The sequence below is a fragment of the Streptomyces sp. NPDC007162 genome, assembly GCF_040634175.1.
Classification (GTDB): Bacteria; Actinomycetota; Actinomycetes; order Streptomycetales; family Streptomycetaceae; genus Streptomyces.
The window spans coordinates 1-24,391 of sequence record NZ_JBEYFC010000090.1; the positions used below are offsets into that span (position 1 = coordinate 1).

Genomic DNA, 24,391 nt, shown 5'->3' on the forward strand with positions numbered 1-24,391 from the left:
GGCCGCCCACCCCGGCACTCGGCCTGAAGGCCTGGAAGCCGAACGGCTTGGTGCCGGCGCACCGGATCGCGTCCCACACATCGACCCGCAACTCACGGCACAATATGGCCAGTTCGTTGACCAGGGCGATGTTGACGTGGCGGTAGGTGTTCTCGAGCAGCTTGGCCATCTCGGCCTCGCGGGTGCCCTTCGCCTGCACGACCGTGTCGACGATCTTGCCGTAGAAGGCCGCGGCCCTGGCCGTGCACGCCGGGGTCCAGCCGCCGACCACCTTCGGGGTCTCGCGCAGCCCGTGCGTGGTGTTGCCCGGGTCGATGCGTTCGGGGGAGAAGGCCAGCGCGAAGTCGTCGCCGGCCCGCAGCCCCGACTCCTCCAGGAGCGGCTTCACGAGCTCCTCGGTGGTGCCCGGATAGGTGGTCGACTCGAGGACGACCAGCTGTCCGCGGCACAGCCTGCCCGCCACCGACCGCACGGCGGACCGCACCGCGCCCAGGTCCGGGCCGCCGTCCGCACCGAGCGGGGTCGGCACACAGATCACGATCGTCTGCGCCCGGGCCAGGCACGCGTCATCGGTGAACGCGGTGAACCCGGCCCACCGCATCCGGGAGACGTCGTCGTCCGAGACGTCGTCCACATGGGAATGGCCGGCGTTGAGGCCCTCCACGACCCGCGGGTCGAGGTCGAGCCCGGCTACCCGGAGCCCGACCGCCGAGGCCTCCCGCGCAAGCGGAAGGCCGACGTAGCCGAGCCCGACGACGGCCAGTTCGAAGCCGTCGGTCTGTTCCCGATCCCCGAGTGATGCGCTCAATTCCCCGAACGGTACGGCCTGTTCGACCTGCATAGGGATTCACTCCGCCCTCGACGGGGGCCTCAGACACATCCAAGGGCGCGATACGCCTCTCGGGTCGTGGCAGCGACCCTTTTCCAGGTGCGTTCACGCGCTACCAGAGCGCGGGCGGACGCTCCCCATTCATGCCGCCGTTTTCGACTGTAAAGCAATACTTCGAGAGCTTCTGCCCAAGCCTGTGGTGATTCAGGGGTGATCAACCGCCCGTTCACCTCGGGTTCCACCAGCTCTCGCAGGGCCGGAAGATCACTGGCCGCCACGGGAACCCCGCTCGCCATCGCTTCGACCGGCTTCAGCGGGGTGACCAGCCGACAGACCCGTGCGTCGGTGCGCGGCACCGCGAAGACGTCCAGAACGGCGTGGTAGGAGCGCACTTGGGCGTGTGGCACCCGGCCGGTGAACAACGCCGTGCCGGCACCGAGTCCCAGCCGCCCGGCCAGCGCCTGGAGAGCCTCCCGCTCGGGTCCCTCGCCGACGATCAGCAGCCGCAGCGGTACCCCGCGCCGACACAGTTCGGCACCCGCATGGAGCAATGTGCCGATTCCCTCGTGTGGAGTAAGGCTGCCGATCGTGCCCACCACGTAGTCGTCCGCCGCGATGCCGAGCCGGGCGCGCAGTTCCGCCCCGTCCGGCGGCGGGGCGAGGAAGGTGTCGTCCACCGCGTTGGGCACGATCAGGACCCGCTCCTCCGGCACCCCGCGGGCCACGATCTCGTCCTTCATCGCCGAACCCAGCGTCAGCACCAGGTCGGCCCCGCGCATGCAGTACGTCTCCAGAGCGCGCCGGGCACGGTACGTCTCGTCCTGCGGCCCGCGGCCGGGCGCCTGGGTCAGCCAGGTGTCCTCCAGGAACCCGCGCACCTCGTAGACCACCGGCAGCCGGTAGGTCTCGCGCAGGGCCAGCGCCACCCGGCCGTTGCCGTGATCGGTGGCCGCGTGCAGCACGGCCGGGCGCAGCCGCTCCACCAGCCGCCCGGCGAGCTCGGCGTTGCGGGCCAGCAGCGCGCCCTGCCCGTACGGCAGTGCGAGCGGCAGCAGCCGGTGCTGCGGCACCCCGTTGACGATCTGCAGCGGGCGGGCGTCCAGGACGCCCTGCGCCACCGGGAACCCGACGCGGGTCACCACGTGCGGATCCAGCCCGGCCGTCCGCTGGGCCTCGGCGAGGGCCTGGGTACGGACGGTGTAGCCGGCGTGCCTGAACGGCAGCCCGTTGGTGACCAGGTGCAGCACCCGGCCGGGCTCGGCCCGCACCGGCCGCCCGGCGGGCGCCGGTACCCGGGCGGCGGACGGGACGGCGGTGGGTCCCGCCGTGCGGGCCCGCGCGGCCAGCCGCCTCCCGACGGGTCCCAGCCCGCGCCGCACCCGCCCCGGCAGCAGCCGCACCCCGAGCAGCGCGGCCCGCGCGGGGTCGTGCCGCAACTCGCCCCACGCGACGGATGCGGCCAAGCTGAGTGCACGGGGGAGACGACGCGGCAGGTGCCGGGACGGACGTCGGACCATGTCGCCAAGGTAGGCCGACAGAGCGGAGAACGTACGACATGAACGGCCGCGTACTCCATGTCGTTGGCACCAGGCCGAACTTCGTGAAGGCCGCGCCCGTCGTCGCCGCCCTGCGCGCGACCGGGCACGACCAGGTCCTCGTGCACACGGGTCAGCACTACGACGAACGGATGTCGCACGTCTTCTTCCGGGAGCTGGGCCTGCCCGTCCCGGACACCGACCTCGGCGTCGGCTCCGGCGGCCACGCCCGGCAGACCGCCGACCTGCTGGTCGCCCTGGAGAGCGAGCTGCTCGCCCGGGCTCCGGCGCTGGCCGTCGTGTACGGCGACGTGAACTCGACCCTGGCCGCGGCCCTGGCCGCAGCCAAGCTCGGCATTCCCGTCGCCCATGTCGAGGCGGGCCTGCGCAGCTTCGACATGGCGATGCCGGAGGAGGTCAACCGACGGCTGGTCGACCAACTGGCCGAGCTGCTCTTCGCGACCAGCCCGGAAGCCGTCGGCCACCTCGCCCGCGAGGGCGTCGACCCGGCCCGGGTGCACTTCGTCGGCAACCCGATGATCGACACCCTGCTCACCCATCTGGAGCACGTCGACCCGGCCGCCGCCCGCGCCGCCCACGGACTGCCCGAACGCTACGGCGTGGTCACCCTGCACCGGCCGGCCAACGTCGACGACCCCGAGGCCGCCACCGCCGCCGCCCGTGTGCTCGTCGAGGCCGCGGCCCGGCTCGACCTCGCCGTGCCCCTGCACCCGCGCGGCAGGGAGGCGCTGCGCGCGGCGGGTCTCGCCGACGCACCCGGCGTCCGCCTGCTCGAACCGCTCGGCTACGTCGAGTTCATGGGCCTCGTCCGGGGCGCCGCCGCCGTGATCACCGACTCGGGCGGGGTCCAGGAGGAGACCACGGTGCTCGGCGTGCCCTGTCTGACCCTGCGCACCACCACGGAACGCCCGGTCACCGTCACCCACGGCACCAACCGCCTGGTACGCCACGGCGAACTGGTACCGGCCCTGCGCAAGATCCTCGACGGACAGTCGGCACCCCCTGCCGAAGGGCCACCCCTGTGGGACGGCAAGGCGGGCCCCCGGATCGCCCGGGTGCTCACCGACTGGCTGGACCACCATGCCTGACCCGACCGGCACACCCGACACCACCCGCGCCGGGGGTGCGGCTTGCGCCTCCGATGCCCCCCGCGCCTCTGATGCCACCCGCTCCTACTGGGACGACCGGCACCGCGTGCATGACGACCTCGCCTCCGGCGGACACATCGGGCTGGACCGGCCCGGCAACGAGATCTTCTACGCGGTCCGGCTCGGCCTGTTGCTCACCCTCATCGGTGACCTGTCCGACCCCGCCGCCCCGCTGTTCGTGCTGGACGCGGGGTGCGGCAAGGGCCACTTCGCCCGCTCCCTGGCCCGCTGCGGCCACCACGTCGACGCCTTCGACACCAGCGAGGCGGCCGTCGCCCGCGCCCGGGCGGAGGGCGGCGGCCCCCGGTACGCCCGCGCCGCACTCGACGAGTGGCGCAGCCCCTGGCCCTACGACGTGGTGCTCTGCGTCGACGTCCTCTTCCACGTCCTGGACGACGCGCAATGGGCGGCCGGCCTGCGCAACCTGGCCTCACTCGTCCGGCTCACCGGCCGGCTGATCCTCACCGACGAGAACATCCGGGAGCCCGTCCCGCGCGGCGACTACATCCTGCACCGCCCGCTCGCCGCCTACCGCCGGCAGCTCGAACCGCTCGGCCTGCGCCACACCCTCTTCCGGCCCTACGGCTTCCGCGAGAACCGGGTCGGCTTCCACGTCTTCACGAGGACCAGCTGATGCGCCTGACCGACCTGCTCCACCCACACCTGGACGACGTGACGTCGGTCGTCGACGCGACGACCGGCGGCCTGCGTCTGGACCCCTATCTGCACCTCCCGCCGGGCACCACCCCGACCCGGCACGAACGGCCGGTCGGACAAGGGGAGTTGCTGCTCCTCTGCTACGGCCCCGACCCGGCCCTGCACGGCGGCGAGGCGGAGTGTCTCGCCGCCCTGGAACGGATGCGGCCCGGCGGCCGCGGGCTGATCGTCTTCGGCCACCCCGGCACCGAACTCCCCTACCACCGCCTGCTCGACGCCCTGGTGGCGCACCGCTGCCAGGTGCTGCACGCGGCCGCGCTCGGCTACACGCACCTGCACGCCGGTGCGGTGTTCGCGTGCACCGAGGAACTGCTGCCGCCGCACGACTGGTTCGGCCGTCCGCTGCCGGCCGACGGCTTCGCCACCGCCCTGCGGCTCGCCGACGAGTACGTCCTCGCCGACTTCGTCTCCCGCTCCCAGCGCGCCCGGCTGATCGACCTGGAGCGGGGCGCCGAGGACACCGCCCGCGCCCTGGCGAAGGCCCGTGAAGAAGGCCTCGCCGAACGGCTGGCCGCCGCCCTGCGCGACAAGGACCAGCTGACCGCAGCGCTGCGCGGGGCCCGGGAGCGGACCGCGGTGCTTCAGGCGCGTGTGGCCATGCTGGAGGGCTCCACCTCGCTGCGGGTCGGCAGGGCCCTGGTGTCGGCGGCCCGTGCACCACGGCGCGGCGCGGCCCGGCTGCCCGGCGAGCTGTACGGGCTGTGGCGACAGCAGCGGAAGGCGAAGGGCCGTCCGGCGCGGCCCGCGAGCGCCGCCCCGACCCCCGAAGCACCGGCCGACGACCGCTTCCACCTCTCCCACCGCGCCCTGTCCTCGGCACCCCGCGACCGGCTGGTGATCACCGGCGTGCTGACCGACCGCACCGCCGCGGACTTCGCGACGGACGCCGTGGTCACCCGGGTGCTGCCGCACGACGGCCGACTGCTCGTCGAGCGCACCGACCCGGATGTCCTCCTGGTCCAGCTGAGCGCGTGCGCGGCCGAGACCGGCCCCTGGTCGCTCACGGGCACCGGCCTCGCCCCCGACCTGGACCGGAGCCTCGCCGAACTGGTCGGCCGGGCGCGGGGTCTGGGCCGGCCGGCGGTGCTGTGGCGGGACGGACCGGCGTCGGCGGCCCCAGGGCTGTCGCAGCTGCCCTGGGACAGCGTCCTGGACGGCGACACCGGAATGGCGCTGCACCGCCTCGACCCGGTCACCGACGGCCGGGACCGGCTCCGGGACGTCTTCCAGCAGGACAGCACCCGGGTACGACTCGCCCGGCTCGCCGCGCTCACCGGCGCCCCCGACCCGCTCGCCGAACGCCGGGTCGCCGTCCTCGCCGCGCCCCGGGACGCCACCGACGTGGCCCGGCTCATCGCCCAGACCCTCGGCCAGCTGCACCGGCCGGCCGAGGTGGTCGTCGCCGACCCGGCGGGCCTCGAACTCGGCGAACTCACCGCCGCCTCGGTCACCGTCCACGCCGGACCGCCCACCGCACCCTGGGTTGCCGACTGGACGGACCTGACCGAGGACCGCCCCGACACCCTGCTGCTCGACCTGCTCTGCGCCCAGGAGTTCTCCGGCGCCGACGTGGTGGGCCACACCCCGGCCGCCGACGACTACGCCTTCGTACCGACCCTGCGCCCGCTGCTCGTGCGCCGCCCGCTCCTGGACACCGGCACCCCGCCCGACGCCTGGTCGCGCGCCGGGCACCGGCTGTTCGCCGTGCGTGGAAAGGAACCGTCATGACCCGCACCCTCAGGGCGCTCGTCTACGGCGACGTGGACCTCAACCTCATCGACGGCTCCGCCGTCTGGGCCCAGTCGACGGTCCAGGCGCTGTCCCGCGCGGGCTGCCGGACCCGCCTCGTCCTCAAGGCCCCCGTCAGGACCGGCCGGCTGACCGACCCGCTGGCCGCACTGCCCGGCGTCACCGTGGTCCGGCCCTGCGAGGAGCATCTCGTCCCCGGCCAGGGCGCGCACCCCCTGTCCCCCTTCCAGGCCTCACAGCTGCTCGCCCGCCTCGACACGGCTGAGCCCTGCGACCTGCTGGTGCTGCGCGGATGTCGGCTGGTGAAGCAGGTCGTCGCCGACGGCGCCTTCGAAGGCCGGATCTGGGCCTACCTGACCGACATCCCGCAAACCCCCGCCGAGATGACCGAGGAGGCCCGCGCCGACCTCGTCCGCATCGCCGAAGCGTCCCGGCAACTGCTGTGTCAGACCGAGGAGTTGCGCTCCTTCCTGGAGGCCTGGGTGCCCCAGGCCTGCGGCCGGGCCGTGCTCAGCCCGCCCGCCGTCCCCGAACCGGGCCCCGCGGTGCCGCAGCGGGACGGGCCGCACACGCCCGTACGCCTCGTCTACACCGGCAAGTTCGCACCCCGTTGGAACACCCTGCCCATGACCCGGCTGCCCGCACTGCTCGCCGAACGCGGTGTCCGGGCCGAACTCCACACCGTCGGCGACAAGATCCACCAGGACCCCGGGCACCCCGGCTTCGACACCGCCATGGCCGAGGCGCTGCGCAGCACCCCGGACGTCGTCCACCACGGGGGTGTGCCGCGTGCGGAGGCCATGCGCATCGCCGCCGACTGCGACCTCGGCCTCGGCTGGCGCGCCGCCTCCCTCGACGCCAGCCTCGAACTCTCCACCAAGGTTCTGGAGTTCGGCTCCCTCGGACTGCCCGTCGTCCTCAACCGCACCCCCGCCCACGAGGCGCTGCTCGGCGCCGACTACCCCCTGTTCGTGCCGGGCGCCGCCACCCTCACGGACGCGGCGGACGCCGTCCGCACCGCCGTGCACGACGCGGCGGCCCGGCGGCTGGCCGCCGACCGGTGCGCACGGGCCGCCCGGCAGTACACCATGGAGGCCGCCGCGACCCGTTGGCGCGGCCACCTCGACCGCGCCTTCCCCGCCGCGCCCGCCGCCGCCACCGGCGGGCGTCCGCTGCGGCTCGGGGTCGCGGGCCACGACCTGAAGTTCCTCACCCGGCTGCTCGACCACTTCCGGGCGCTGCCCGGCCTCGACGTCCGGGTGGACGCCTGGCCCGCGCTCGCCCGCCACGACCCGGCCGAGAGCCGCCGGCTCGCCGACTGGGCGGACGTGGTGGTCGTCGAATGGTGCGGCCCGGCGGCCGTCTGGTACAGCCGCCACAAGCGGCGCGGCAGCAGACTGATCGTGCGCCTGCACCGCTTCGAACTCGACGCCGGCTACCCGCGGCAGGTCGACATCGACGCGGTCGACCGGGTGGTGTGCGTCAGCCCCCACTACGCCCGCGCCGCCCGGGAACGCACCGGCTGGCCCGCCTCGAAGATCACCACCATCGGCAACTGGGTCGACGTCGAGCAGCTGGACCGGCCCAAGGCACCCGGCGCCCGCCACCGCCTCGGCATGATCGGGATCGCGCCCAGCCGCAAACGCCTCGACCTCGGCCTCGACGTCCTGGAGGCCTTGCGCGCCCGCGACCGGCGCTGGCACCTCTCGGTCAAGTCCAAGCCGCCGTGGGAGTACTGGTGGATCTGGAACAAGCCCGAGGAGCGCGAGCACTACGACGCGGCGCTGCGCCGGGTGCAGACCTCGCCGCTGCTCGAAGGGGCCGTGGTCTTCGACCGGTTCGGACCCGACGTGGCGGGCTGGTTGCGCCGCATCGGGCATGTGCTGTCCACCAGCGACGACGAGAGCTTCCACCTCGCCCCGGCCGAGGGCATGGCCTCCGGCGCGGTACCCGCGCTGCTGCCGTGGCCGGGCGCGGACGAGATCTACGACCGGCGCTGGATCCACGAGGACCCGCGGGCGATGGCCGAGGCGATCGCCGGTCTCGCGGAGCAGGAGGAGTGGCGCGGTGCGGGGGAGGAGGCGCGCCGCCAGGTGCGGGAGGCGTTCTCGCTGGAACGGGTGGCGAAGGACTGGACGGATCTGCTGCTCTCCGGCTGACGCGCGGGCGGCCCCCGGAGCAGGGGACTCCGGGGGCCGCCCGCGGCGGAGTGCTCAGGCCGAGACCGCCGCCGGTCGCGCCGCCGTCGTCCCCGGCCGCTCGCCGAGCAGTTCGGTCGGCACCCTGTGGGTCTCCCGGGCGGTCAGCGCGGCGATCACCGGCGGTACGCACAGCGCGCCCGTGAACAGGGCCACAGCCGACCAGTCGTCACCGCCGGGACCAGCGATCCGCGCCGCGAACGTCACCGCGAACCCGGCCACCGCGAACCCGATCTGGGTGCCGATCGCCATGCCGGACAGCCGCACCCGGGTCGAGAACATCTCGCCGTAGAAGGACGGCCAGACGCCGTTGGCGGCGCTGTAGACGACACCGAAGGCGACGATCCCGAGAAGCATGACCAGCGGGTACGAGCCGGTGGAGATCGCCCACAGGTACCCGGCCATCGCCACCGCGCTGCCCACCGCGCCGATCAGGTACACCGGCCGCCGGCCGATCCGGTCCGACAGCGTGGCCCACGCCGGGATCGCGCCCAGCGCCACCAGGTTCGCCAGCGCGCCCACCCACAGCATGGACGTCTTGGACATGCCGACCGAGTCGCTGGTCGCGTACGCCAGCGCCCACACCGTGAAGATCGTGCTCACCGACGCGATCAGCGCACCGCCGATCACCCGCAGCACGTCCGCCCAGTGGTGCCGCAGCAACGTCACGAGCGGCAGCCGTACGACACCCTCGCCGGCCGCCTGCTCCGTGAAGGCCGGGGTCTCCTGGAGCCTGCGCCGGATCACCCAGCCGACCACGGCGACCACCACGCTCGCCCAGAACGGCACCCGCCAGCCCCAGGACAGCAACTGGTCGTCGGGCAGCTGGGAGACCGGGATGAAGACGAGGGTGGCGATCAGCTGACCGCCCTGGGTGCCGCTGAGGGTGAAACTGGTGAAGAAGCCGCGCCGGTCCGGTGGCGCGTGCTCCAGGCTCATCGAGCTGGCGCTGGCCTGCTCACCGGCGGCCGAGACGCCCTGGAGCACCCGGCACAGGACCAGCAGCACCGGGGCGAGGGACCCCACCTGGGCGCGGCTCGGCAGACAGCCGATCAGGAACGTCGACAGGCCCATCAGCAGCAGCGTGAACACCATGATCTTCTTGCGGCCGACCCGGTCCCCGACATGCCCGAGGAACAGCGCGCCGACCGGCCGGGCCGCGTACGCGACCCCGAACGTGGCCAGCGAGAGCAGGGTCGCGTCGGCCGGGTCCGAATCGTCGAAGAAGACCCTCGGGAAGATCAGCGCGGCCGCGCTGCCGTAGATGAAGAAGTCGTAGTACTCCAGGGCGCTGCCGATCCAGGCGGCCAGCGCGGCTTTCCTCGGCTGGCCGCCGGACGGTACGGCGGTGCCGGCGGGCGGGGCGGGGACGGACACGGCGGTGCTCCTTCGGGGGACTCCGGCGGAGGCGGAGTGAGCGGCGGGGGAGAAGGCCGGTTCCCAGGGATGACGGGTTCGGCGGACCAGGGGCTGTGCTAATTAACCGCCTGGATAGTTAGTCGCGATGGGTACGGATGTTGCGCCTGCGTTTCCCCGCTGTCAAGAGGTCGCGCCGGAACCCCCGGCCGCGACGGTCAGTCCGCCGCGCGCTCCGCCGTGAGATAGGCGATGACCATGTCGCCGAGCATGGCCCGGTAGTGCTCGCGCTGCGCCGGGTCCACCAGGTCACGGCCGAACAGGGCGCCGAACGTGGCCCGGTTCGCCACCCGGAAGAAACAGAACGAGCTGATCAGTGCGTGCAGGTCGACCGCGTCGACGTCCGCCGTGAACAGGCCGGACTCCTGTCCCGCGGTGAGGATCCGGCGGATCACCTCCAGGGCGGGGGAGCCGATCCTGCCGAGTTCCTCGGAGGCCGCGATGTGCTCGGCCCCGTGGATGTTCTCGATGCTGACCAGACGGATGAAGTCGGGGTGCTGCTCGTGGTGGTCGAAGGTCAGCTCCGCGAGCCGGCGGATCGCCGCGACCGGGTCCAGATGCTCCACGTCCAGCTGCTGCTCGGCCTCGCGGATCACGCCGTACGCCCGCTCCAGGACCGCCGTGAACAGCTGCTCCTTGCCGCCGAAGTAGTAGTAGATCATCCGCTTCGTGGTACGGGTACGGGCCGCGATCTCGTCCACCCGGGCACCGTCGTAGCCGGCCCGTGCGAACTCCTGGGTGGCCACGTCGAGGATCTCGGCCCGGGTGCGGGCGGCGTCACGGATCCGCCCGTTGGTCTGTGCCGGTTCGTCGACGCTGGTCATCGGGGTTCCTATCGGGTGCCTTCGGAGGGGTGGCCGGTGCGGAGATTCTAGAAGCCTGTGCCGCCGGCGTTCTCGGAGAGGTCTTCCCCTGTCGTGGCCTTCGGTGCTATAGCTAACGTACTAGTTCGTACATTAGAGATTCGTGCTTGTGTGATTCCGCTCGGGAGGGCCACGTGGCCAAGGACTCGTATCTCGTCGGGCTGATCGGTGCCGGTGTCGGCCCTTCGCTCAGTCCGGCCCTGCACGAGCGCGAGGCAGACCGCCAGGGGCTGCGATACCTGTACCGGCTGATCGACGTCGACGCGCTCGGCGTGGCGCCGGAGGCCGTGGGCGACCTGGTGCGGGCGGCACGCGACCTCGGCTTCGACGGGCTGAACATCACGCATCCGTGCAAGCAGCTGGTCATCGAGCACCTGGACGCGCTCTCCCCGCAGGCCGAGGCGCTCGGCGCGGTCAACACGGTGGTGTTCGAGGCCGACGGCAGGGCGGTCGGTCACAACACGGACGTGACCGGGTTCGCGGCGTCGTTCGCGCGGGGGCTGCGGGACGCTCCGCTGGAACGGGTGGTGCAGATCGGCGCCGGGGGTGCCGGGGCCGCGGTGGCGCACGCGACGCTCACGCTGGGGGCGGAACGGGTCACCGTCGTGGACGCGCTGGCCGACCGGGCCGTCGATCTCGCGGGGGCCCTGAGCCGGCGCTTCGGCGCGGGGCGCGCGCGGGCCGCGGCGCCCGGGCTGCTGCCGGAGTTGCTGGCGGGGGCCGACGGGCTGGTGCACGCGACGCCGACGGGGATGGCCGCGCATCCGGGGTTGCCGCTGCCCGCGGAGTTGCTGCGGCCCGAGCTGTGGGTGGCCGAGGTGGTGTACCGGCCGCTGGAGACGGAACTGGTCCGGACCGCTCGGGAGTTGGGGTGTGCCGTGCTGGACGGGGGCGGGATGGCCGTGTTCCAGGCCGCGGATGCGTTTCGGTTGTTCACGGGGCGGGGGGCGGACGCCTCGCGGATGCTGGCCGACATCGGGGAACTGGCGGGGCAGGTCGTGTGACGGGTGCGGGTTTGTCATGGCTTGCCGCGCCCGCGCGGCGGCAGCCGCACATCGATACAGCCCCGCGCCCCTGGCGGGGCGCTGTCGTGCACGTGAGGACAAGGGTATGCGTACTTCCATTGCCACCGTTTCGCTCAGTGGGTCGCTCACCGAAAAGCTCACCGCCGCTTCCCGGGCCGGGTTCGACGGCGTCGAGGTCTTCGAGAACGATCTGCTCGCCAGCCCGCTCTCTCCCCGCGAGATACGGGCCCGCTGTGCCGATCTCGGGCTCTCCATCGACCTCTACCAGCCCATGCGGGACATCGAAGCCGTCCCGGCCGACGAGTTCGCGCGCAACCTCCGCCGCGCCCGCCACAAGTTCTCGTTGATGCGGGAGCTGGGGGCGGACACCGTTCTCGTCTGTTCCTCCGTCTCCCCGCTCGCGATCGACGACGACGATCTCGCCGCCGCACAGCTGGCCCGACTCGCCGACCTCGCGGCTGACTCAGGTGTCCGCGTCGCCTACGAGGCGCTCGCGTGGGGGCGGCACGTCAGTACGTACGACCATGCCTGGCGGATCGTCGAGGCGGCCGGGCATCCCGCCCTCGGGACCTGTCTCGACAGCTTCCACATCCTCTCCCGGCGGTCCGACCCGAAGGGCATCGAGGACATCCCCGGCGAGAAGATCTTCTTCCTCCAGCTGGCCGACGCCCCACTGCTGGCCATGGACGTGCTCCAGTGGAGCCGGCACTACCGGTGTTTCCCGGGGCAGGGCGGGTTCGACATCGCCGGGCTGGTGCGGCACGTGCTGCGGACCGGGTACGACGGACCGCTCTCCCTCGAAGTGTTCAACGACGTCTTCCGGCAGGCCGAGGCCGGCCCGACCGCCGTGGACGCGCGGCGTTCCCTGCTGGTACTTCAAGAAGACCTCGACGTAGGGGAGTTGCCCGCGCCGGTCGTGCCGACGGGGATCGCGTTCGCCGAACTGGTCACCCCGGACGCGGAACCCGTCGCGGCGCTGCTCGGCGCCCTCGGCTTCGCCCGTACCGCCCGGCACCGCAGCAAGCCCGTCGACCTGTGGGAGCTGGGCGACGCGCGGATCCTGGTCAACACCGGTCCCGCCGCCCGCCGCGACGGCACCGGGCTCGCCGCGATCGGCCTGGAGTCACCGGACCCACGGGCCGCCGCCCGGCGCGCCGAGGCACTGCTCGCCCCCGTGCTGCCCCGCCGCCGCGCCCCCGAGGACGCCCCGCTCGACGCGGTCGCGGCGCCCGACGGTACGGAGCTGTTCTTCTGCGCCACCGGTCGCGGACCCGAACTCCCCGACTGGCGAACCGACTTCGTCGCCGTGGCGCACGAGCCGGCCACGGCTCCGGCCCGGGTCGACCACGTGGCCCTCGTCCAGCCCTGGCACCAGTACGACGAGGCGGCCCTCTTCCACCGCGGCGTCCTCGGGCTGCACGCCCAGGAGAGCGTCGATGTCGCCGACCCCTACGGGCTGCTGCGCTCCCGGGCCGTCACCAGCGCCGACGGCGGCGTCCGGATCGCCCTCGGGGTGGGCGCGGCCCCCGCCGACGACACCCGGCACGCCCAGCACATCGCCCTGGCCACCGACGACGTGGTGGCCGCGGCCCGCGCCTTCCGGGCGGCCGGCGGCAGCCTGCTGTCCGTCCCCGGCAACTACCACGACGACCTGGCCGCCCGATTCGATTTCCCCGAGGGAGAGTTGGAGACGTACCGGGACCTCGGCATCCTCTACGACCGGGACGCCGGCGGGGCCTTTCGGCACTGCTACACCCACACCGTCGGACGGGTGTTCTTCGAACTGGTCCAGCGTGATCCCGGGTACCGCGGCTACGGCGCGCAGAACGCCCCGGTGCGGCTCGCCGCCCAGCACGCCGGGCGGCCGGCCCGCTGAAGCCGGACGCGGCGGGGCGCGGGATTCTTACGACTTCCACGACCGATCCTCACGAACATCTCGAATGTTCCTTGACATTCCGGACGTGACGTCCGCCGGGATCCAGTCGTCCTACAGGCCGTAACAGTCCAGGGCGCTCCGGGAGCCCTGGATACCGGAGTCCTGGAGGCCGTCCGCGATGCCGAGCCCTGTCAGCGCCGAGCCGCTCGCCCCTGTCGAGGGGACGCCACCGCGGCCGGCCCCGGCACGCAGCCGCACCCAGCGCTACGAGCGCCCGATCCTCGCGGGCATCGCCACCTGCGCCGCACTGCTCTTCCTCTGGGGCATCTGGCACAGCGCCTACCACTCCTTCTACGCGAGCGCCGTGCGCAGCATGACCGACAACCCGGTCGCCTTCCTCTACGGCTCATTCGACCCGGCGGGCTCCATCACCCTGGACAAACTGCCCGGCTTCCTGTGGCCGCAGGCCCTGTCGGCCATGGTCCTCGGCTTCCACCCGTGGTCCCTGGTGGTCCCGCAGGCCCTGGAGGGCGTGGCCTCGGTGGTCCTGCTGCACGTGGTGGTACGACGCTGGGCCGGCGTACCGGCGGGGCTGCTGGCCGCCGCCTTCCTCACGCTCACCCCGGTGACCGTGGGCCTGGGCCGGTCGGTCACCGAGGACGCGCCGTTCGTCCTGCTGTTGCTGCTGGCCGCCGAGGCCACCCAGCGGGCCACCGCCCGCGCCCGGCTGCGCACCCTCGTGCTGGCCGGTGTCTGGGTCGGGGTGGCCTTCCAGTGCAAGATGCTGGAGGCCTGGGCGGTGCTGCCCGCGCTGGCCGTGACCTATCTGGTGGCCGCGCCCACCACGCTGCGCCGCCGGATCCGGGACCTCGCCGTGGCCGGGGCGGTCATGCTGGTGGTGTCCCTGTCCTGGATGCTGGCCGCCGGCCTCACCCCCGCCGCCGCCCGCCCCTACCTGGACGGCACGACCGACAACTCGCCGGTCGCCCTGGTCGTCGGCTACAACTTCCTGACCCGCTTCCACGCGCTGGGCGTCGACGCGGCCGGCACCGGGAGCATCGTCGCCGACCAGGCGCACAGGAGGGCGTCGGTGGGGATGGGGGACAGCGTCTGGAAGATGTTCAGCCCCGGCCTGGCCAGTCAGACGGGGTGGCTGTACCCGCTGGCGGCGCTCGGCCTGGCCGCCGGTGCCTACGCGGTGTGGCGCCGCCGTCCGGAGCGCACCGATCCCTTCCTCGCCGGCTACCTGCTGTGGGGCGTCTGGCTGGTGACGTTCTTCCTGGTCTTCAGCTTCGGCAGCGTGACCGGACACACCTACTACATGGGCGTGGTGGCGGTCGCCCTGTCGGCCCTGGCCGCGGTGGCCGTGACGCGGGTGCGGCGCCGGAGCGTGCTGGGCGCGGTCCTGGCGGTGAACGTCGGCTGGTGCGCGGCCCTCACCCTGCACTACCCGCGGTTCTTCGCCTGGTCGGTCGCCGTCGCCGTGGTCCTGGCCCTGCCCGCGCTGGTCCTGTTCGCCGTCGGAGGGTCGCGTCCGCGCAGGGCCGCCCTGGCCGTCGCGCTGGCATCGGTCCTGGTCGTGCCCACCGTGTGGTCCGCGTCCGCGACCTCCCTGCGCTACAACCAGCCGGGCGGCTTCGGCCGGATCGGACCGGGATCCATCGCCACCCGCAACGGCGCCGACGCACTGGACCCGGCCCAACAGCGCGTCTACGCCTACCTCACCGCCCACCGCGACGGTGCCCGCTACCTGGCCGCGGTGCCCCGCTGGCAGATGGCGGCGCCGTACATCCTCTCGGACAACGCCTCCGTCCTCCCGCTCGGCGGCTTCACCGCCCGGGTGCCCTACCCCACGGCCGCCGCCTTCCACCACCTGATCGACACCGGCCGGCTCCGCTACGTCCTGCTCACCGAGGCGGACCTCACCCACCGCGCGCTGGCTGCGAAGACCCCCGGCCGGGCCCTGGTCCGCTGGGCCGTCGACCACTGCTCGCCCGTCCGTGTCCCGCACTACGTCCTGTACCGGTGCGGGGCCGCCGGGCACGGCGCCTGAGCAAGCCGAGGGCCCCGGACCAGGTGCGGTCCGGGGCCCTCGGGGTGCCGCGGATCAGCCGATGTCCGTGAACACGAAGGAGAACGCGGCCGGTTCGGCGTCGAGTCGGTACTGCGGCAGCACGCCGGGGCCGCAGGACGCGGAACCGATGCCGTGCTGGCCGTGGTCGAGGTTGACCCACACCGTGCCCGACGGGGTCAGGTCGGTGCGGTGGGCGGCCGCGTCCAGCTGCTCGGTGGTCCAGCGCCGGGCGGTGAACCAGAACTCCGGGTCGCCGTCGATCCGCAGACCGCCGAGCTCCGCCCAGCGGACGTCGGCGCGGGCGCCGTTCTCCTGAGGGCGGACGTACGGTGTCTGGAGGTCGTCGACCGTCGACTCCCAACGGCTCACCAGCGAGGCCGACCTGGTGTCCGGGTAGGCCTCCTGGGGGCCGCCGCCGAACCACCGCACCCGGTCGGCGGTCGGCAGCCCGAAGCGGATGCCGAGCCGGGGCAGCGGCACCGGCCAGTCACCGTCCGGGGTGACGGAGACGGTGAGCCGGAGACGGTCGCCGTCCGAGACCCAGCGGTAGACGGTCGCGAGACCGAACTCCCAGCCGGCCGGCGCCACCCTGGTCCGCACGGTCAGCGCGTCGCCGTCCTGCTCCACCGCGTCCAGGCGGTGCCGCATGCGGTGCAGCCCGAACGTGCGCCAGAGCTCGGCGTAGCGCAGGTCGCTCTGCCAGGCGGCACCGTCGTCGTTGTCGGTCGTCGCCCGCCACACGTCCAGGCGCAGCCCGGTCACCTCGACCGAGCCGATGCTCCGCAGCGCGCCGGTGCGGGCGTCGAGGACCGCCGGGCCGAGAGCGATCAGTCCCTCGCCGGACGCCACCGGCCCACCGGACGCGACGAATGACGGTGCCCGCCGCGCACTCGGAGCGGACTGCCCCCAGGCCACGACATGACCCTTCGGCCCCCAGCCGGTGTCGGCGGCCAGCAGGGCCCGTACCGTCCACTGCGTCTCGCCGCCGTCCGGCACGGGCGGCTCCGGCAGCTTCAGCTCCGTCGACTCGCCGGCCGCCAGCGCCGGTACGGCGAGGCTGCCCGACTCCACCGTCTCGCCGTCGACCTGGTACGACCACTCGAAGGCCAGCGCCGACAGGTCGGCGAAGTCCTGCTTGTTGGTGACGCGGACGGTGGTGCCGTCGCCCTCGATGCGGACCGGCTCGATCACCTTCTTGTACTCCAGCAGGCCGGGGGAGGGCCGCCGGTCGGGGAAGACCAGCCCGTCGCAGACGAAGTTCCCGTCGTGCAGCTCCTCGCCGAAGTCGCCGCCGTACGCGTAGCCGAACCGCTCGTCCTCGATGCCGTGGTCGATCCACTCCCAGACGAAACCGCCCTGGAGCCGGTCGTACGACTCGAAGATCCGCTGGTAGTCGGCGAGTCCACCGGGTCCGTTGCCCATGGCGTGGGCGTACTCGCAGAGGATGAGGGGGAGCTCACGGCGTTTGTGGGTGCCACCGTCGAGGCCCCGGCCGATCCGCTCGACCTCGGCGTGGTCGGGGTACATCCGCGAGTACACGTCCGTGTCACGGCAGCCGATGTCACCCTCGTAGTGCACGAGGCGCGAGGCGTCCCGGCCGTGGATCCACTCGGCCATCGCGGTCAGACCGCGCCCGGTGCCCGCCTCGTTGCCCAGCGACCAGATCACCACCGACGGGTGGTTCTTGTCGCGTTCGACCATCCGCGCGGCCCGGTCCAGCAGGGCCGGGGTCCAGCGGTCGTCGTCGACCGGGTTGTCCCGCCAGGCCTGCTCGGTGAAGCCGTGGGTCTCCAGGTCGCATTCGTCGATCACCCACAGGCCGTACTCGTCGCACAGGTCGAGGAAGGCCGGGTGGGGCGGGTAGTGGGAGGTGCGGACGGCGTTGACGTTGTGCCGCTTCATCAGCAGCACGTCCGCCCGCATGGTCTCCAGGTCGAGGGCGCGTCCGTGCTCCGGGTGCCACTCGTGCCGGTTGACGCCCTTGAAGAGGACCGCCCTCCCGTTGACCTTGATCAGTCCGTCGGCCAGCTCGACCGTCCGGAAGCCGATCCGCAACGGCACCCGCTCGCCCTCGGTGGCCAGCAGCCCGTCGTACAGCGTCGGGGTCTCGGCCGTCCACGCCTCGACCGGGACGGTCGCCGACTCGCTCGTGGCGATGTCGATGCCGAGGTCCGGCACGGTGACCCGGCCGTCCACGTCGGAGTCGACGCGCAGGGTGCCGGTGCCGGCGACGTGGTCGTAGGAGGCGTGCACGAAGAAGTCGAGGACGCCGCCCGCCGGGCGGTGCAGCAGCGTCACGTCACGGAAGATGCCGGGCAGCCACCACTGGTCCTGGTCCTCCAGGTACGAGCCGGCCGACCACTGGTGGACCCGGACGGCGAGGACGTTGCCGGCCGGCTTCAGCAGCCGGCCGACCGCGAACTCGTGCGGCAGCCGGGAGCCCTTGAACTCGCCGATGTCCGTGCCGTTCAGCCAGACCCGGGCGCAGGACTCGACACCGTCGAAGCGGAGGACCGCCCCGCCGTCGCTGACGTCCCAGCCCTCCGGCAGGTCGAAGAACCGCAGGTGGTCACCGGTGGGGTTCTCGGTCGGCACCCGGGGCGGGTCGACCGGGAACGGGTAGAGGTGGTTCGTGTAGATCGGTGAGCCATGGCCCTGGAGCACCCAGTGACCCGGGACCGAGACCTCCGCCCAGCCGTCGGCGTCGTACCCCGGCTCGGCGAACGCGTCGTCCTCGGCGTCGGCGGTCGGCGACAACCGGAAGCGCCACCTGCCGTTCAGCGAGAGCGACGCGGCGTCCGAGCGTGGGTACCAGGCACGGGGCGGCAGGGCACCCGAGCCCGGGGAGACGTCCTCGACGTAGTCGGTGGCGGAGGTACGAAAAGACATCGGTCTCCAGGTCGTGAGAGTGCGGTGTCAGCCCTTGATGCCGGTCTGCGCGATCCCCTGGACCAGCCAGCGCTGGAGGAAGAGGAAGACGAACACCAGGGGCAGGATGGAGATGGCGGTGGCCATGAAGATGGTGTGGAAGACGACCGTCTGGTTGGTCATGTACGACGAGAGCACCACCTGGACGGTCCACGCCCCGGGGTCCTGGCCGATGACCAGGGGCCACAGGAAGGCGTTCCAGGCGCCGATGAAGGTGATGGTGGCGATCGCCGCGAAGAAGTTCAGCGAGTTGGGTACGACGACCCGCCAGTACGAGCCCCAGTAACCCAGCCCGTCCACCCGCGCCGCCTCCTCCAGCTCCTTCGGGAACCCCAGGAAGTACTGCCGGAACAGGAAGCAGGTGAAACCACTGAACAGGCCCGGGATGATCAGACCCCGGTAGGTGTCCACCCAGCCGAGGGACGAGACCAGCACGAAGCTGGGCACGAACGTCACGGAGGTGGGGACCATCAGGGTGCCCAGGACGAGGTAGAAGATCTTGTTGGCGTGCTTGTAGGGGATGCGGGCCAGGGCGTAGCCGGCCAGCGAGCACACCAGCAGGATGCCGACGGTCATGGAGACGGCGACGACCAGCGAGTTCCACATGGACTGGGCGAAGTCCACCTGCGGGTCGTCGAACAGCTCCTTGATGTTGCCCCACTGCAGGTGCGTGGGGAAGAACTGCCAGCTCGGCCCGGTGATGGCCGTGTCCGTGGTGAGGGCGTTGCGGAGCAGGATGTAGAACGGGACCAGGAAGAGGAAGGTGGCGACACCGGTGGCGATGTACAGGCCGGTGTTGCCCATCACCCCGCCGCGTCGGCGTCCGGCCTTCGCGGGTGTGGTCTTTTTCATGTCGGGCGTGGTGGTGGTCACTTGGACTCCTCCCCCCTTCCGAAGCCCATGATCTTGCCCTGGAACAGGGTGACGATGATGATCAGCAGGGTCAGGATGACGGCCCCCGCGCTGCCCGCGCCGTAGTCCTGTGACGTGCCGAGGGCGGTGGCGTACAGCTCGACCAGCGGTGGCCGGCCCCAGGTGGTCTTGTCGAGCAGGTTGTAGAACTCGTCGAACGCCTGGTAGGCGGCGATGAGCAGCAGCAGGACCACCGCGGTCGAGGTGGCCCGCAGCTGCGGCAGGGTGATGTACCGGAAGGTCTGCCAGCCCCGCTTGGCGCCGTCGATGGCGGCGGCCTCGTACAGCTCGCCCGGGATGTTCTGCAGGGCCGCCAGGAAGAGGATCATGTAGAAGCCGGACTGCAGCCACAGCCGGAGCGTGACGATGACGAGCCAGTACCAGGGCGGACTGGGGGAGGCCAGCCAGGCGACGCTGTCGATTCCGAACCAGCCGAGGACCGTGTTCAGCAGCCCGAAGCGGACCCCGCTGAAGATGGACATCTTCCAGATCAGGGACGCGGCGACGTAGCTGCACGCGGTCGGCAGGAAGAACACCGACCGGAAGAACGCCCGCATGAACCGGATCCGGTCGACCAGCAGCGCGAGGCCGAGCGACACCGCCCAGGTGGTCGGCACGATGAACGCGGCGAAGACGGTGAAGGTGACGAGCGACCCCGTGAACTTGGGGTCCGTCAGCATGTAGGTGTAGTTGTCGAAGCCGATGAACTTGCTCGGCGTGACGGTGAACCGCGCGTCGAAGAAGCTGAGGTAGACACTCCAGCCGATCGGCACGTAGACGAAGACGATCAGCCCGATGAGGAAGGGGCTGATGAAGAGCCAGAAGTTGAGGGTGCGGCTGCCCCGCAGGCCCCGCCGCGGCTTGGCCGGACTGGCCTTCGCCGGGGCGGGGTTCGCGAGGTCGCGCGTGGTGGTCGTCGACATGGGTCCGGTCCGTCCGAGACTTATCCGAAGAGCTTCTTCAGCTCGCGGTTGACGGTCGTGTCGCACTGGTCGAGTGCCTTCTCCGGGTCACCGGCCTTGCGGACACAGTTGGAGATGAGGTCCCAGGTCCCCTGGATCATGGCCTGGGTCCAGGCGATGTTGTCGAAGTGCCCGAACTCGTTGAAGAGCTTCACGCCCTCCGCGGGCAGACCGGACTTGAGCTTGGTGGCCGACGCGGCGATCGACGTGCGCGGCGGGATGTGGAAGCCGTACGACGTCGCGAAGTCCTCCTGGTCCTTCTTCTGGTCGATCCACAGCCACTTGACGTACTCCTTGGCGGCGTCGACGTTCTCGCCCTTGGCGTTGACGAACATCGACCAGCCGCCGTTGTAGACGGACTGCTTGCCGGAGTCGACGGTCTTCGGGAAGGGGAAGATCCCGATGTCGTCGCCGAGGGCCTTCTGGAACTGCGGCATCGCCCACATACCGCAGAACTGGATGGCGCACAGGCCCTGGTTGAGCGCGGACGGGTCCCAGAAGTCGGTCGGGGCGCCGAGGAGCAGGTCGCCGCTGGTGAACAGCTTGCGCATCTTCTTCAGGCCCTCGACGACGCCGGGCGTGTGGTAGGCGATCTGGTTCTTGTCGTCGAGGGTGTCCGCGCCCGCGGACCAGATCAGCGGGCTGATGATGGCGTGCAGGTCGTTGCCGAGATACAGGCCCTTCATCTTGCTCGTGGTGAGCTTCGCCGAGATCTCGATCAGCTCGTCGAGGGTCTCCGGGACCTTCACGCCGGCCTTCTCGAAGAGCGAGGGCCGGTAGAAGAAGAACTGCGGGTCGTCGATCATCCGGACGCCGTAGATCTTCCCGTCGACCGTGTGCGACTTGATGTCGGCCGGGTTGAAGTCGTCCTTGACCGGGTCGATGATGTCGCTCAGGTCGGCGACCTGCCCGCTCTTGACCATCTGGATCTGCGGGTGGAACTCGAAGACGTCGGGGGCGGACTTGGTGAGCAGCGTGGCGAAGAGCTTGCTCTCGTAGTCCGAGCTGGTGATCCACTGCGTGGTCACGTTGGCGGACTTGTAGGCGGTGGGGTACCTCTTGACCGCCTGCTCCACGCCCGCCTCGCCGTAGGCGTGGAACATCTGCGTGAGCTGGGTGCCCGACCCGCTGCCGCCGCCCCGGCCGTTGTTGCTGCCGCACGCGGCCAGAGTGCCGGCGGCGGCCATGCCCGCGGCCGCCCGGAACAGAGACCGGCGGGACCAGTTGTTGTTGCTCAGTGCCGACATGCTGACGTCCTTGTCTGTCGAGAGCGGCCGTGGTGCGACGGCCGTGCGGGGCCTTGAACACCGCGCGAGCCAGATGGCCGAAATTGCGTTGCGGAGCGGGACGTTAACCTTCGGCTAATGCTTCGGCAAGAGGTTGGACGAAGTCTGCGCGAAACGTTGTACCCGGTTCGGGATGACGAACAGATGGAAGGGCAGGCAGAGTTGAGGGCCGCCGGGTCAGGGAGGGGCCAGGCGGCCCTCGGATCGTGGGGAGCGGTGTTCGCTACTGCCGGGCCCAGGCCTCGTTGGTGCCGCCGTTGCAGCTGTAGAGGATCACCTTGCTGCCGTCGGCGGTGGCCTGCCCGCTCACGTCCAGGCACTTGCCCGACGCCTCGCTCAGGATCTGGCCGTTGGCGTTCAGGAGCCAGCGCTGGCTCGCGTCACCGGTGGGATCGGCGGTGGCGGTCAGGGCCGAACCGGAGGCCGTCAGATAGCCGTTCGCGCCCTTCAGGGTGCCGTCCGCGTCGTACGACCAGGACTGGCCGCCGGTGCCCGTGCAGGTGGCGAGGGCGGCCCCGGAGGCGTCGGCGGTGAGGCACTTGCCGGACTGCTTGCCCACCAGCGCGCCGTGGACGGCTGAACCGCCGTGGCGCTTCTGGTCGAAGACGTACGTCGTGATCGAGCGGGCGGCCAGGGTCGCGGAGGCCGTGCCCGAACTCACCGTCGGCTTCGCGACGTCGGCCCAGTCCTCGGTGGCCGAGGTCCGCACCGCCTGCCTGGCCCGTACCGGGGCCTTGCTGTTGAAGTGCAGAGTCAGCGGTGTGTCCGTGGCGTTGTGGTTGTTGACCACGACCACCCACCTGCCGTCCCGGTCGTAGGAGGACACCTCGACCCCGTCCGGCGCCCCGGTCACGTTGTGCGCCACCGAGCCCGGCCTGACGAACCTGCTGTACTGGCCGAGCGCGTAGTACCGCTTGGTGAAGTACAGCGCCTGGTTGCCGTTCGTGGCGTAGTCGGGGTCGTAGTAGATCAGGCCGTCGTTCCAGCCGACGTCGTTCTTCTCCGTGGGGGAGGTGCCGTAGCCGCTGGCCAGGGCCACCCACCACTGGAAGGCGGAGTCGTGGGCGCTCGCGAAGTCCTTGTAGATGATGCGGGACATCAGCAGGGCGTTGTCGATGGTCGGGTCGTACTCCTGGTTCCAGCCCGTCGAGCCCTTGCCGAAGCAGCAGATCTCCGAGGCCCAGGACTTCTTGCCGACCGACCGCGACGTCTCGTAGACGTTGCCGAGCTGGCCGTCGTTCGGGTTGTTGTACGTGTGGTGGGCCAGCGCGGACACGTACTGCGCGGTGCCTGGCTGCGAGATCCACTGCGGGAGCTCGGAGACGAACTGGGTGGTCTGGCTGGACTCGTCCGCGATGACGGACGTCTTCTGGTGCCGGGCCCGCTGCTCGGCGCCGAGCGCCCGCACGATGTCGTCGCGCTGGTCGACGGTGACCTGCATGCCCTCCTGACCGCACGAGCCGAAGTCGTTGTCCGGCTCGTTGAAGGGGCTGACGTAGTCCAGCTTCACGCCCTGGCGGGCGAAGTGGTCGGTGACGTCGGCGACGTACTTCGCGTAGTCGCCCTCGTTCTCCGCCTTCAGCCGGCCGCCGCAGCTCTGCCCGTTGGTGGTCCACCGGGCGGGCGCGCTGTTGACGAAGCCGATCAGGTCCTTGACGCCGTACTGCGCGGCGTACCGCAGGAACGTCCGGCCGCCCTTGTCCTTGCTCCAGTCGTACGAGCCGTCGGGGTTCAGGAAGTCCTCGGCGGCGCGGGCCGGGGTGGTGACCGCGGCTCCGCCCCCGCCGATGTTGTAGCGGTACGAGGACATCGCCAGGCCCTGCTTCGAGAACAGCAGTTTCGCCACCCTGGCCTGCACCTTGGGGTCGAAGTGCTGCAGGTCGTTCACCCACCAGGCGCCCGAGGCGCCGATGTCGTCGATGGTCTGGGCCGCGTGCGGCGATACCTCGGCGGCAGCGGGGGCGCTGCCGGCCGCGTTCGCCTGCGGGGCGCTGATCAGGGCGCCGGTCACGGCCAGTGCGGCCGCGGCCGTGGCGAGGACCGGTCTGTTGGTGCGAGTCAAAACGGCATCCCTTCCGTCGTCATGCGGGTCGTGCGGTACGGCTCCTCACGGGGATGGTGCGTCTGGGGGTCCGCTGTCCCACCGTCTGCAGGGCGCCCTCCAGCGCGAACGTGGCCGCGCCCAGGCACACCGGATCGGTGGGGATGGGGGAGAGGACGACCTCGGTGGCCGCGAACGGCCGTCTGAGCGCGTGCCGCCGGACGGCCTCGCGGACCTCGTCGAGCAGGGGTGTGCCCAGCTTCCTGGCGACCCAGCTGCTGAGTACGACCACCTCGGGGTTGTACAGGTTCACCAGGTCCGAGACGCCGGCGCCCAGATAGCGGGCGGTGTTACGGACCACCTTGACGGCCACCGGATCGCCCGCGGCGACCCCGTGGGACAGGGCGTCGATGGTCGCCGTCTGGTCCTCGGGGTGCAGCAGCGTGCTGCGGGGGCTGAGTTCGCGCAGGTTGAGCATGATGCCGGGGGCGCCGACGTACGTCTCGACGCAGCCGTGGTTGCCGCAGTGGCACAGCCGTCCGTCCAGCACGAGGGTCGTGTGCCCCCACTCCCCGGCGCTGTTGCTCACCCCCCGGTACAGCCCGCCGGCCAGGACGAGTCCGGCCCCCACCCCCGTCCCGAGGTTCACCACCACGGCGTCCTCGCGTCCGCGCGCGGCCCCGAACCACAGCTCGGCCACCGCGCTCGCCCGCAACGGGTTGTCCAGGTACAGGGGGTAGGCGATGTGCTCGGCGAGCAGGTCGAGCAACGGCACGTCGTGCCAGTCCCAGTTGGGCGCGTACTCGGCGAT

General features: G+C 71.8%; 17 protein-coding genes. 7 read left to right on the forward strand and 10 right to left on the reverse strand.

Annotated elements, in window-relative coordinates; all coding sequences use genetic code 11:
• Both ABZ646_RS13765 and ABZ646_RS13770 read right to left on the reverse strand, forming a co-directional pair.
• Positions 1–808: nucleotide sugar dehydrogenase (locus ABZ646_RS13765; RefSeq protein WP_360517373.1), on the reverse strand; the 808-nt coding region annotated here is incomplete at its 3' end.
• A 62-nt stretch (positions 809–870) separates the two neighbouring features.
• Entirely contained in the window at positions 871–2,292 is a 1,422-nt protein-coding gene (locus tag ABZ646_RS13770) for a glycosyltransferase family 4 protein (RefSeq protein ID WP_360517376.1), read from the reverse strand.
• A gap of 92 nt (positions 2,293–2,384) precedes the next feature.
• Here ABZ646_RS13770 and wecB point away from each other — a divergent pair, with 92 nt between their 5' ends.
• Genes wecB through ABZ646_RS13790 form a run of 4 tightly spaced genes read left to right on the forward strand, consistent with a single transcriptional unit; the run spans position 2,385 to position 8,158 of the window.
• Complete coding sequence (gene wecB, locus ABZ646_RS13775; protein WP_360517379.1) at positions 2,385–3,473, forward strand: UDP-N-acetylglucosamine 2-epimerase (non-hydrolyzing); 1,089 nt, start codon at positions 2,385–2,387, stop codon at positions 3,471–3,473.
• A complete protein-coding gene (locus ABZ646_RS13780; RefSeq protein WP_360517382.1) occupies positions 3,466–4,167 on the forward strand; it encodes a methyltransferase domain-containing protein in 702 nt (233 codons plus the stop codon). The genes wecB and ABZ646_RS13780 overlap by 8 nt, the downstream gene beginning before the upstream one ends.
• Positions 4,167–5,978 (forward strand): hypothetical protein, encoded by a 1,812-nt coding sequence (locus ABZ646_RS13785; protein WP_360517385.1) that lies wholly within the window; start codon positions 4,167–4,169, stop codon positions 5,976–5,978. Before ABZ646_RS13780 ends, ABZ646_RS13785 begins: the two co-directional genes overlap by 1 nt.
• The gene (locus ABZ646_RS13790) at positions 5,975–8,158 is read left to right on the forward strand and encodes a glycosyltransferase (RefSeq protein ID WP_360517388.1); all 2,184 of its coding nucleotides are present in this window, start codon (positions 5,975–5,977) and stop codon (positions 8,156–8,158) included. Before ABZ646_RS13785 ends, ABZ646_RS13790 begins: the two co-directional genes overlap by 4 nt.
• Positions 8,159–8,212: 54 nt before the next feature.
• On the opposite strand, the gene ABZ646_RS13795 is transcribed toward ABZ646_RS13790, so the two are convergent.
• A complete protein-coding gene (locus ABZ646_RS13795; protein WP_360517391.1) occupies positions 8,213–9,574 on the reverse strand; it encodes an MFS transporter in 1,362 nt (453 codons plus the stop codon).
• A 197-nt stretch (positions 9,575–9,771) separates the two neighbouring features.
• Positions 9,772–10,437, reverse strand: coding sequence for a TetR/AcrR family transcriptional regulator (locus ABZ646_RS13800; RefSeq protein WP_360517394.1), 666 nt, complete (start codon positions 10,435–10,437; stop codon positions 9,772–9,774).
• A 173-nt stretch (positions 10,438–10,610) separates the two neighbouring features.
• Here ABZ646_RS13800 and ABZ646_RS13805 point away from each other — a divergent pair, with 173 nt between their 5' ends.
• The 3 genes from ABZ646_RS13805 (at position 10,611) to ABZ646_RS13815 (ending at position 15,430) form a co-directional block, all read left to right on the forward strand.
• Entirely contained in the window at positions 10,611–11,480 is an 870-nt protein-coding gene (locus ABZ646_RS13805) for a shikimate dehydrogenase (RefSeq protein ID WP_360517397.1), read from the forward strand.
• A 106-nt stretch (positions 11,481–11,586) separates the two neighbouring features.
• Positions 11,587–13,377, forward strand: coding sequence for a TIM barrel protein (locus ABZ646_RS13810; RefSeq protein WP_360517400.1), 1,791 nt, complete (start codon positions 11,587–11,589; stop codon positions 13,375–13,377).
• Positions 13,378–13,555: 178 nt separating this feature from the next.
• Positions 13,556–15,430 (forward strand): glycosyltransferase family 39 protein, encoded by a 1,875-nt coding sequence (locus tag ABZ646_RS13815; RefSeq protein ID WP_360517403.1) that lies wholly within the window; start codon positions 13,556–13,558, stop codon positions 15,428–15,430.
• 54 nt (positions 15,431–15,484) lie between these two features.
• Here the strand turns inward: ABZ646_RS13815 and ABZ646_RS13820 are convergent, their stop codons facing one another.
• From ABZ646_RS13820 to ABZ646_RS13845, 6 genes are all read right to left on the reverse strand, one after another.
• Positions 15,485–18,340 (reverse strand): glycoside hydrolase family 2 TIM barrel-domain containing protein, encoded by a 2,856-nt coding sequence (locus tag ABZ646_RS13820; RefSeq protein ID WP_360517406.1) that lies wholly within the window; start codon positions 18,338–18,340, stop codon positions 15,485–15,487.
• A gap of 27 nt (positions 18,341–18,367) precedes the next feature.
• Positions 18,368–19,252 (reverse strand): carbohydrate ABC transporter permease, encoded by an 885-nt coding sequence (locus ABZ646_RS13825; protein WP_360517409.1) that lies wholly within the window; start codon positions 19,250–19,252, stop codon positions 18,368–18,370.
• Positions 19,249–20,214, reverse strand: coding sequence for a sugar ABC transporter permease (locus ABZ646_RS13830; RefSeq protein ID WP_360517412.1), 966 nt, complete (start codon positions 20,212–20,214; stop codon positions 19,249–19,251). Before ABZ646_RS13830 ends, ABZ646_RS13825 begins: the two co-directional genes overlap by 4 nt.
• Before the next feature lie 20 nt (positions 20,215–20,234).
• Positions 20,235–21,500 (reverse strand): sugar ABC transporter substrate-binding protein, encoded by a 1,266-nt coding sequence (locus ABZ646_RS13835; RefSeq protein WP_360517415.1) that lies wholly within the window; start codon positions 21,498–21,500, stop codon positions 20,235–20,237.
• A gap of 262 nt (positions 21,501–21,762) precedes the next feature.
• Complete coding sequence (locus tag ABZ646_RS13840) at positions 21,763–23,601, reverse strand: glycoside hydrolase (RefSeq protein WP_360517418.1); 1,839 nt, start codon at positions 23,599–23,601, stop codon at positions 21,763–21,765.
• Between the two features lie 19 nt (positions 23,602–23,620).
• A partial coding sequence (locus tag ABZ646_RS13845; protein WP_360517421.1) for an ROK family protein occupies positions 23,621–24,391 on the reverse strand: 771 nt, incomplete at its 5' end.

What these genes read in the sequence shown, in the direction of transcription:
- wecB (WP_360517379.1), top strand. Translation starts at nt 2,385, where the DNA reads ATGAACGGCCGCGTACTCCATGTCGTTGGCACCAGGCCGAACTTCGTG.
- ABZ646_RS13780 (WP_360517382.1), top strand. Translation starts at nt 3,466, where the DNA reads ATGCCTGACCCGACCGGCACACCCGACACCACCCGCGCCGGGGGTGCG.
- ABZ646_RS13785 (WP_360517385.1), top strand. Translation starts at nt 4,167, where the DNA reads ATGCGCCTGACCGACCTGCTCCACCCACACCTGGACGACGTGACGTCG.
- ABZ646_RS13790 (WP_360517388.1), top strand. Translation starts at nt 5,975, where the DNA reads ATGACCCGCACCCTCAGGGCGCTCGTCTACGGCGACGTGGACCTCAAC.
- ABZ646_RS13800 (WP_360517394.1), bottom strand. Translation starts at nt 10,437, where the DNA reads ATGACCAGCGTCGACGAACCGGCACAGACCAACGGGCGGATCCGTGAC.
- ABZ646_RS13810 (WP_360517400.1), top strand. Translation starts at nt 11,587, where the DNA reads ATGCGTACTTCCATTGCCACCGTTTCGCTCAGTGGGTCGCTCACCGAA.
- ABZ646_RS13815 (WP_360517403.1), top strand. Translation starts at nt 13,556, where the DNA reads ATGCCGAGCCCTGTCAGCGCCGAGCCGCTCGCCCCTGTCGAGGGGACG.
- ABZ646_RS13820 (WP_360517406.1), bottom strand. Translation starts at nt 18,340, where the DNA reads ATGTCTTTTCGTACCTCCGCCACCGACTACGTCGAGGACGTCTCCCCG.
- ABZ646_RS13830 (WP_360517412.1), bottom strand. Translation starts at nt 20,214, where the DNA reads ATGTCGACGACCACCACGCGCGACCTCGCGAACCCCGCCCCGGCGAAG.
- ABZ646_RS13835 (WP_360517415.1), bottom strand. Translation starts at nt 21,500, where the DNA reads ATGTCGGCACTGAGCAACAACAACTGGTCCCGCCGGTCTCTGTTCCGG.